This window comes from Candidatus Thioglobus sp. (assembly GCF_028599055.1).
Lineage (GTDB): Bacteria > Pseudomonadota > Gammaproteobacteria > PS1 > Pseudothioglobaceae > Thioglobus_A.
Map to the genome: position 1 here is coordinate 1 of NZ_JAQRMS010000048.1, position 9,523 is coordinate 9,523.

Genomic DNA, 9,523 nt, shown 5'->3' on the forward strand with positions numbered 1-9,523 from the left:
AACTAAATCGCTAGAAATTAAGTAAAGACTGTAGTATTCATCAACTTCTGATTCAATTTGCTCTAATCGATGTTTGGCATAATTAAGACGCCTGTCCGATCTTACAATGCCAACAAAATTCCACATAATGGCGCGAACTTCATCCCACAAATGTGTCACAACAACCTTTTCATTAGAGGGCGCAACACGAGAAGCGTCCCAAGGGTCAAATGATGGATAGGCCGAGCTTAATACTTGCTGGTTGATATCTTGTGCACATGATTTAGCAAAAACAATGCATTCTAATAATGAATTGCTAGCCATACGATTTGCACCGTGGACTTGAGTGTGTGCAACTTCACCAATGGCATATAAATTATCGATATCAGTTTGTCCATCTAGATTGGTATCAATGCCACCACAAGTATAATGAGCTGCAGGCACTACCGGAATAGATTGATGTGAAATATCAATACCAAAACTTAGGCATTTGTCGAAGATGGTTGGAAAATGTTGTTGTATCCAATCTTTTCCTTTGAATGAGATATCTAGATAGACGCAATCCAAACCGCCTGATTTCATTTCTGAGTCGATTGCTCTGGCAACAATATCGCGCGGGGCTAACTCACCACGTTCATCGTATTGATGCATAAATTGATTGCCATTTGGCAGGTGAAGCTTGCCGCCTTCGCCGCGTATGGCTTCAGAGATTAGAAAAGATTTTGCGTGAGGATGATAAAGGCAAGTAGGGTGGAATTGCGCAAACTCCATGTTAACAATCTTGCAGCCTGCGCGCTTAGCCATAGCAATACCATCACCGGTTGAAGTGTCAGGATTTGAGGTGTAGCGGTATACCTTAGAAGCGCCTCCCGTTGCTAAAATGGTTTTATGAGCAACAAAACACTCAACTTCATGGGTTTGTTTATTTAGTACGTAAGCACCAAAACATTGATCACTTTGAGTGAGTAGATCAACGGCAATATAGCCCTCAAATAAAGTAATGTTGTCGCGTTTTTTAACATTACTTAGTAAGTTTATTTGAATAGACTGGCCAGTCTTATCTGCAACATGTGCCACTCTTCTGTGGCTGTGGCCACCTTCTGTTGTTAGGTGGTAGTCATTCTTATCTTTGGTAAATTGCACGCCAGCATCTTCTAACGAATCAATGGCAGCGGGCGCATTTTTCACCATAAAACTTACCGCAGCTTCATCAGCTAGTCCGCAAGCAGTTGATAGGGTATCAACCACATGTTGATCAAAATTATCATGGGCATCGAGTACGGCTGATATGCCGCCCTGCGCATAAAATGAACTACCCTCGAGCACGTCGTCTTTAGCAATTAAGGCGATAGATAGATCGGTAGAGAGTTGTAAGGCACTCATTAATCCTGCACTGCCAGTGCCAATAATTAAGACGTCAAATTGATGCTGTGTAGACATAAAGAAACCGGTATTAGATTTTTGGTTTCACCATTAATATCAATTTAGGCAATAAGGTTAGGTTGGCCAATAGGGCGCTAAGCATGGCGATAGCAGTAAATATACCAAAATAAATACTTGGTATAAAGTTAGATAAAGCCAGAATCAAAAAGCCTAAAGTAACCGTAATTGATGTATAAAACATTGCCAGGCCAATGCTGGCATGTGAGCGATACATAGTCTTTAGGTAATCACCATCTTTTTTAAATTCACTTTTAAATCGATGGATATAGTGAATAGCATTATCCACACCAATGCCAATAGCGATGGCGGAAATGGTAATGGTCATTAGGTCTAGTGGGATGTTGGATAGACCCATAATGCCAAGAATAAACAACGACGGCAAGGTATTTGGAATGAGCGCCAAGATTGATAAGCTAATTGATTTAAACACAAACAAGAACATGATAAAAATAATGCCAAACACTACGGCAATGGTTTTTATCTGAGAGTCAAATAGGCTTTGCAACATGTTATTGTATAGAACTAGCATGCCGCTAAGTCTGAAGCTTTCCGGTCTAAAGCCTAACTCATCAGAGAGGTGATGATTAATCTCTTCAATTAGTTTGCCACGCTTTAATGCTTTGTTGGTTTCATTGACACGAATAACAATACGCAGCTGCCCATTATCTTCAGAAATATACGGCGTTAGTACGTGTTGTTTGGCTGATTCAGGAATCTGTCCGCGAACAATATTAAGAAAGAAGCCATTAAGCGCTTCACCGTCATTAGCCTGGGTTAGAATGCTCATCAAAGTATCAATAGATAGTACTTTTCCAGTCTCTTTTAGTCCATCTAAATATGTATGGACATCATGTATCTCTGCTCTTAAATCTTCATCAAACCAATAATCTTCTGCTAAATCTTCAAAGATAATCTCTAGTGGGATGGTGCCGCCCAATTCTTGATCAATTAAGGTTAGCCCTTGATTGATTTCAGTGCTTTCTTTAAAGTAATCAATAAATCTATTTTCTACACTGAGCTTTGATACGCCAAAACCTGCAGCCACAATAAAAATAACAAGAACAACCAGTAGGTGATTGCCAAATCGCTCGACAAACTTAGCCAGTGCGGTGGTAAACCCTAGTTCGGTTTTATGGGCGGCAATTTTTGCTTTTGGCAATAAGGCCATGATCATTGGAAAGGCTAAAAATGATAACACCAGGGCGATGGTTACACCGATTGACATCATCCAGCCGAAGTCGATCACCGGGCGAATGCCACTGATAAGTAAGGAGCTAAACGCAGCAAAAGTGGTTAGCGTGGTAAATAAACACGGCTTAAACATTTGCGCCAATGTATCTTTAATTAATTGCTGAGATTCTAGTGCTGGATTAAGTACAGAGAGTTCACGATATCTAACCACCAAATGAATAATAACTGAAAGTGTCATTACCAATAGTAGTGAGAAGAAGTTACTTGAAATAACCGTAACTTTCCACTCTAAAAATGCCAGTAATCCGGTCATGATTAGTGCGCCTGTAATACTAATACCAATTGGCATTACTACCCAGCGCAACCCTTTAAAAATAATGGCCAAAATAAGCGTCATTAGTCCAATTACCGCCAAACTAAAGACAATTAAGTCGCTACTGATATAGCTCACAATATCGGTTGTAATCATAGGTAAGCCACCTAAGAATAGACTGGCTTTGTCTGAATATTGGTGAATTTGCGTACGAATCTGAGCAATGGTTTTGGCCTGTTGGTCGCTCTGCAAACTGGCATTACGTAAGACTTGTTTTTCAATGCTTTTTAATTTGGCTATTTGTTCTTCATTGAGTGAGTTATTGTTACGCTTAATGCGCATCTGGTCACGAGTATTGCGCAACGTTGCAAATCGTTGGTTCTCTTTTAGGCTGATTAATATCGCTGTTGTTTTTCCGTCTTTGCTGACTAAATTATTGGCGTAAAGAGGCGAAGTTTTAAATTCATCAATAGCTAAATCAAGGTTGGCGTTACCATTTTCAATGGTTATGTTTTCATCTGCTAGTTCTACCAACGAAAGTGGTGGAGAGCGAAATAAAGGCACATCTAGAATGCTCGTGACCGATTTAACTTGCTCAATGTTGTTTAAGCTTTGTTTGAATTGTGCTAAATGAGCCAGTTGTTTCGAATCTAGCAACTCGCCTTTCACCTGATAAGAGATAACCAGATAATCATCAGAGCCATAGTCATTCTTGACACGTTGATAAAAAGCCAGGTTTTCATCTCCTTCAAGCACCAAAGAATCTGATGAGGCGTCGAGTTGAAAATTAGGGATTTGAGAAACAAAAAACCCTGCAATAATCAGTAGCAGGGTTAAACCTAGAAGTGATTTTTTTAAGACAAAATTAAAAAATAGATTCATAAATTAAAACCCTGGTTAACTAAAACTTAAATTTAGCGGCGGTTTCCAAACCCTGCATAACATCTAGCTGAGTTTCAAATAATGATTTTGTTTCCCATTTATGCTCACTCAGACGAGTAATTATTTTAGCGCTCATGGCTTTTCCTGTGCCTTCAACCACAAAGATGCGTCCACCAACATTAAGCAGGTGGAAAAAACGACCTGTAATTTTTGGCACCGAAGTGCTAATAACAACCACATCGTAAAAATCTGTAGAACGCTGCCAGCCTTTTGATGCATCACCCACCTCAAAACTGACATTCTTTATATCAAGCTCTTTGAGTTTTTGTTGAGCAGAGTTGCTTAACGTTTCATCAATTTCTATGCTGGTAACTGATTGACAAAGTTTGGATAAAACCGCGGTTAAGTAGCCACTACCTGTGCCTACTTCTAGTACTGTTTCATTTTTTCTGATGTGTAATGCATCAAGCAGGCGACCTTCCACCTTTGGTGAAAGCATTTTTGCCTTATCGGTTAATGGAATTTCAATATCCGCAAAGGCTAGATTTTTATAATTATCAGGAACAAAATCTTCTCTAGGTATATCTCTGAGTGCGTTGTTGGCAATATAATCTAAGCCGCCCCAAGGGCGAATTTGATTATCAATGGCATTTTTTCTTGCTTGCGAAATATCCATAATGTTTTATCGTTTCTTTGGAGGTAATAAGTCGGTAATAGTGCCTTCAGCCATTTCCACGGCAAAGGCGGTAGTTTCACTTAAAGTAGGATGGGCGTGAATGGTTAAGGCGATATCAGACATGTCACAGCCCATTTCAATGGCTAGTGTTGGTTCAGCGATAAGCTCACCAGCATTTGTTCCACAAATACCCATGCCTAATATGCGGTGGGTTTTTTTGTCAAATAGGGCTTTTGAAACACCTTCACTTCTGCCAATGCTTAAGCTTCGACCAGAAGCAGCCCAAGGGAATTTTCCTACTTCGTAATCAACGCCTTTGGCCTTAAGCTCTTTTTCAGTTTTGCCGGTCCAGGCCACTTCAGGATCGGTGTAGGCGACTGATGGAATGGTTAGTGCATCAAAGCCAGATTTGTGTCCACAGATTACTTCGGCTGCCACTTTAGCTTCATGAACCGCTTTGTGCGCAAGCATTGGTTGACCAACAATATCACCAATGGCATAAATATTTTCAACATTGGTTTTCATTTGTTTATCAACATTGATAAAGCCCCAATCATCAACCTCAACTCCAGCCTTATCAGCGCCAATTAATTTTCCATTGGCAGAGCGTCCAATGGAAACAAGCACTTTGTCAAAAGTATCAAATTCTGGCGCTTTTTTACCTTCAAAGCCTACTTTAATACCTTCATCTAAAGCCTCCATGCTGGCTACTTTGGTATTTAAGAAAATATTGGCATAACGTTTATTAATGCGTTTATATAAAGGGTTGACAATATCTTTATCAGCGCTAGCAATTAATTGATCGGATAATTCAACCACGGTAATTTCACTGCCTAGTGCTTCATATACGGTTGCCATTTCAAGGCCAATAATGCCACCACCAACAATCAACAGGCGTTTTGGCACATCCGATAATTCTAGTGCATCGGTAGAATCCATTACACGAGGGTCATCAAATGGAAAGGCAGGAATTTTGGTAACGCGCGATCCAGCGGCAATAATGCATTGTTCAAATTCAATAATTTCGTCACTATCATCAATAGCGATTTGATTATTGGAGATAAATTTTCCGTAGCCAGTAACGACATTGACTTTTCTCGCTTTAGCAAGCGCTTTAATGCCGCCAGTTAGTTTGGATACTATGTTTTCTTTGTTGCCTCGAACACCATCAATATCGATAGTAGGCTCGTTAAAACTCACCCCTAAATGTGATGCTTCTTTAGCTTCATTAATAATTTCTGCCGTATGCAGTAGTGCCTTTGAAGGAATACAGCCAACATTTAGACACACGCCACCAAGCGCGTCGTAACGTTCAATTAGTGTAACTTCTTTGCCTAGGTCAGCCGCTCTAAAGGCGGCTGTGTAGCCGCCTGGACCTGATCCAATAACAACAACTTGGGTTTTGGTAATCATAATAAAATCTCTCTAATGTCACTTAAAATTGAATTTAAGTCTGCCATAAAGCGACCACCTTGAGCACCATCAATAACGCGGTGATCATAAGACAAAGCCAGTGGAAGTGTTAATGTCGGAATAAAGTTTTTACCATCCCAGGTTGGCTTCATTTGTGATTTTGACACACCCAAAATAGCCACTTCAGGTGAGTTAACAATTGGGGTAAATTGTGTACCACCAATGCCACCTAAACTTGAAATGGTAAAGCCAGCACCTTGCATATCGCCTGGTTTAAGTTTTCCGTCACGTGCCTTAGCTGATGTTTGTGCCAATTCTGTTGCTAAATCAGTCAGTGATTTAGTCTCAACATCCTTAATAACTGGAACAACCAAGCCGTTCGGTGTGTCCATAGCGATACCCAAATTAAAGTATTTTTTAAGGATGAGGTTTTCACCCGATTCATCTAATGAGGCGTTGAATCTTGGGTGATTTTTAAGCGCCTGAACAACTGCCTTCATGATAAATACCAGTGGCGTCAACTTAACACCTTTGGCTTTTTGCTCTTGTCTAAATGCCTCCATTTGGTCGATATTAACTTCATCAAATTGAGTAACATGTGGAATGTTAAGCCAGCAAGCGGTCAAATGTTTGCCAGATAATTTGTTGATTCTTGATAAGGCTAATGCTTCCGTCTCGCCAAATTTAGAAAAATCAACGACTGGTGTTTTAGGTAATCCACCACCCATGCCGCCTGAAGTGATAATTTGTTTAACATAACCTTTTAGATCTTCGTCAAGTACTCTACCTTTAGGGCCGCTGCCGGATACGTTGCTTAAATCGACACCTAGCTCTCTGGCTAATTTTCGAATTGAAGGAGAGGCGTGTGATTCTCCTTTCGGTGTATTGGAAACTGATTGATCTAAGGTGGCAGCTGATTTTGCTACCGGTGCTGACGTAGTTGCTGGTTTTTGCTCTACTGGTGCGCTGGGTTTTTTGACTGGCGCTTCTGTGGCTGCACTAGTAGCTGCACTACTTTCAATGTTTAGAATTAGGTCGCCCAAGCTAAGTTTATCACCCAGGGCAATGTTGATATCAACGACTTTGCCAGCAATTGGCGTTGGAATTTCCATAGAAGCTTTGTCGCTTTCAAGGGTAATAATACTGTCTTCTTCATTAAGCTCATCGCCAACTTGGGCAAGAATTTCAATCACTTCTACTTGGTCAAAGTCACCAATATCTGGCACAGTGACAGGCACTATTTTTGCCTCTACTGCTTCTGTTGGCGCAGATTGTTCAGTGTTTGTGTTGTTATCAGTCGCTGCATCATCGCCACTTTCTAGTGAAATAACTAAGTCACCTTGTTTGATTTTGTCACCAATATTAACATTGATACTACTAACGACACCAGCACTCGGCGTTGGAATTTCCATTGAAGCTTTGTCGCTTTCTAAAGTTATTATGCTGTCTTCAGCTGCAATTGTGTCGCCAACACTCACTAAAATCTCAATAACTTCAACTTCGTCAAAGTCGCCAATGTCTGGTAATTCTATATTTTTTATTGTAGACATAATGTAAATTTCACTACTCATTTAAAGGTGATAATTATCGCAAAAATAGGCGCTAAAAGGGGATAAATGTTAAAATACTTTTTACCACTTGTTTGATGATTTAATTTTTTGTTTTAATTGGACTAACTACTACATGTCAAATGCATTACAGATTTCAAAGCTAACCAAAACCTATGTTAATAATGTTCAGGCATTGTCACAGGTGGATTTAAGTGTTAAGCAGGGTGATTTTTTTGCGTTGTTAGGTAGTAATGGTGCTGGAAAAACCACCATGATTGGTATTATTTGCTCTTTGCTTAATAAGACATCAGGTGATGTGTCTGTAATGGGGTTAGATCAAGCCAGTGAGCTTAACAAAGTGAAACGCATGATTGGGTTAATGCCACAAGAATTTAACTTTAATCCATTTGAACCCATTGAAGAAATCTTGATCAATCAAGCGGGCTATTATGGCATTGATCGCCATCAGGCCAAACAAAGGGCGGAATTATTATTGAAGCGCATAGAGCTTTGGGATAAGCGTACAGATATGGCCAAGTCTTTATCTGGCGGTATGAAGCGACGATTAATGCTAGCCAGGGCGCTTATGCATGAGCCAAAAATTTTAATCCTCGATGAGCCCAGTGCCGGCGTAGATGTTGAAATTCGTCGTTCAATGTGGGATTTTCTAAAAGAGCTAAATAACGAGGGGATGACAATCATCTTAACCACGCATTATTTAGAGGAGGCTGAGTCTTTGTGTCGCAATATTGCCATCTTGGACAAAGGCCAAGTGATTGAGCAGAGTAGTATGAAAGCTCTATTAGCTAAAGTTTCTCAACAGGTGTTAATTTTGGAAAGTGGCAAGTCTTTGCCAAATCCTTTACCAGCGCTAAGCTTTTCAGTTGAAAGGTTAGATGATCATTCAATGCAGGTGGTTTTAGACAAGTTAAGTGTTAGTAAGGCACTTGAAACTTTGGGGAAAGAAGGGATTGAAATTGAACATGTTAGAAGTGCACAAAATCGACTAGAAACCTTATTTTTACGCCTAACATCACGAGAAGATTGATATGTGGATTGCTTATAAAACCATTGTTGTTAAAGAAATTTTAAGATTTTCACGAATTTGGGTGCAAACTATTTTTCCGCCGATTATCACCACTTCTTTGTACTTGCTTATTTTTGGGGGGTTAATGGGTGAGCGCATCGGATCTATGCAGGGCGTGGATTATCTACAGTTTATTATTCCAGGCATTATTCTGATGACGGTTATTCAAAATGCTTACGCCAACACCGTATCTTCGTTTTTTTTGGCAAAATTTAATCACAGTATTGAGGAGCTGTTAATTTCACCTGTGTCTTATTGGGTAATTTTATTAGGCTATGTCTCTGGCGGTGTTGCTAGAGGATTTTCAGTGGGCTTGGGTGTGTTTATAGCGGTATCTTTTTTTGTTGATTTATCCATTCACAGTGTCGGTATTGTACTAATAACCTTCCTACTAACAGCTGTTTTATTTTCATTGGCTGGATTTATTAACGCTGTATTTGCCCAATCCTTTGACGATATCTCTATTGTGCCAACCTTCATCTTAATGCCAATGACTTATCTTGGTGGCATGTTCTACAGCATTGAAATCTTGCCGGAGTTTTGGCAAATGTTGAGTAAATTTAATCCGATCTACTATATGGTTGACAGTTTTAGAATGGGGTTTTTGGGTAGTTCCACCACGGATTTTATAACCTCAATGATGGTACTAACATCAATGATTATATTACTGGCGGTTGTGGCATTTTATTTGTTAAAAAGAGGAGTTAATATTAAGACTTAAGCTTTAATCCAATTAGAGTTGCAATCCTTTCTAGGGTTATAATCATAAAGATTATAAGGCTAAACATTTTATTACATGCAACAATTAAGCGACCTGAAAGCTATTCTACATTCTAAACGCGCCAATATTTATTATTTGGACAAATGTCGAGTGATGCAAAAAGATGGGCGTGTTTTGTACCTCACTGAAGAGCAAGACAACAAACAATACTGGAATATCCCCATCGCCAACACCACCTGTATTTTACTTGGCGGTGGCACATCAATCA

General features: G+C 39.7%; 7 protein-coding genes and 1 pseudogene. 3 read left to right on the forward strand and 5 right to left on the reverse strand.

What is annotated here, in order from left to right; all coding sequences use genetic code 11:
- The 5 genes from nadB to aceF all read right to left on the reverse strand — a co-directional run.
- A partial coding sequence (gene nadB / locus PSN35_RS04465) for an L-aspartate oxidase (RefSeq protein ID WP_300030039.1) occupies positions 1–1,419 on the reverse strand: 1,419 nt, incomplete at its 3' end.
- A 13-nt stretch (positions 1,420–1,432) separates the two neighbouring features.
- Complete coding sequence (locus PSN35_RS04470; RefSeq protein WP_300030042.1) at positions 1,433–3,808, reverse strand: MMPL family transporter; 2,376 nt, start codon at positions 3,806–3,808, stop codon at positions 1,433–1,435.
- 19 nt (positions 3,809–3,827) lie between these two features.
- A complete protein-coding gene (locus PSN35_RS04475) occupies positions 3,828–4,484 on the reverse strand; it encodes a protein-L-isoaspartate O-methyltransferase (RefSeq protein ID WP_300030045.1) in 657 nt (218 codons plus the stop codon).
- Positions 4,485–4,490: 6 nt separating this feature from the next.
- The gene (gene lpdA / locus PSN35_RS04480; protein ID WP_300030057.1) at positions 4,491–5,894 is read right to left on the reverse strand and encodes a dihydrolipoyl dehydrogenase; all 1,404 of its coding nucleotides are present in this window, start codon (positions 5,892–5,894) and stop codon (positions 4,491–4,493) included.
- A complete protein-coding gene (gene aceF / locus PSN35_RS04485; RefSeq protein WP_300030048.1) occupies positions 5,894–7,447 on the reverse strand; it encodes a dihydrolipoyllysine-residue acetyltransferase in 1,554 nt (517 codons plus the stop codon). Before aceF ends, lpdA begins: the two co-directional genes overlap by 1 nt.
- A gap of 133 nt (positions 7,448–7,580) precedes the next feature.
- On the opposite strand from aceF, the gene PSN35_RS04490 reads away from it, so the two are divergent.
- From PSN35_RS04490 to PSN35_RS04500, 3 genes and pseudogenes are all read left to right on the forward strand, one after another.
- On the forward strand, positions 7,581–8,495 hold the full coding sequence (locus PSN35_RS04490) for an ABC transporter ATP-binding protein (RefSeq protein WP_300030051.1): 915 nt from the start codon (positions 7,581–7,583) through the stop codon (positions 8,493–8,495).
- 1 nt (position 8,496) lies between these two features.
- Positions 8,497–9,255 (forward strand): ABC transporter permease, encoded by a 759-nt coding sequence (locus PSN35_RS04495; protein WP_300030054.1) that lies wholly within the window; start codon positions 8,497–8,499, stop codon positions 9,253–9,255.
- Positions 9,256–9,330: 75 nt separating this feature from the next.
- Positions 9,331–9,523 (forward strand): annotated as a pseudogene (locus PSN35_RS04500) (subtype I-F CRISPR-associated endonuclease Cas1); the annotation flags it as partial.

Coding starts and splice junctions, on each gene's coding strand:
- PSN35_RS04495 (WP_300030054.1), top strand. CDS start 8,497: ATGTGGATTGCTTATAAAACCATTGTTGTTAAAGAAATTTTAAGATTT.
- aceF (WP_300030048.1), bottom strand. CDS start 7,447: ATGTCTACAATAAAAAATATAGAATTACCAGACATTGGCGACTTTGAC.
- PSN35_RS04470 (WP_300030042.1), bottom strand. CDS start 3,808: ATGAATCTATTTTTTAATTTTGTCTTAAAAAAATCACTTCTAGGTTTA.
- PSN35_RS04475 (WP_300030045.1), bottom strand. CDS start 4,484: ATGGATATTTCGCAAGCAAGAAAAAATGCCATTGATAATCAAATTCGC.
- PSN35_RS04490 (WP_300030051.1), top strand. CDS start 7,581: ATGTCAAATGCATTACAGATTTCAAAGCTAACCAAAACCTATGTTAAT.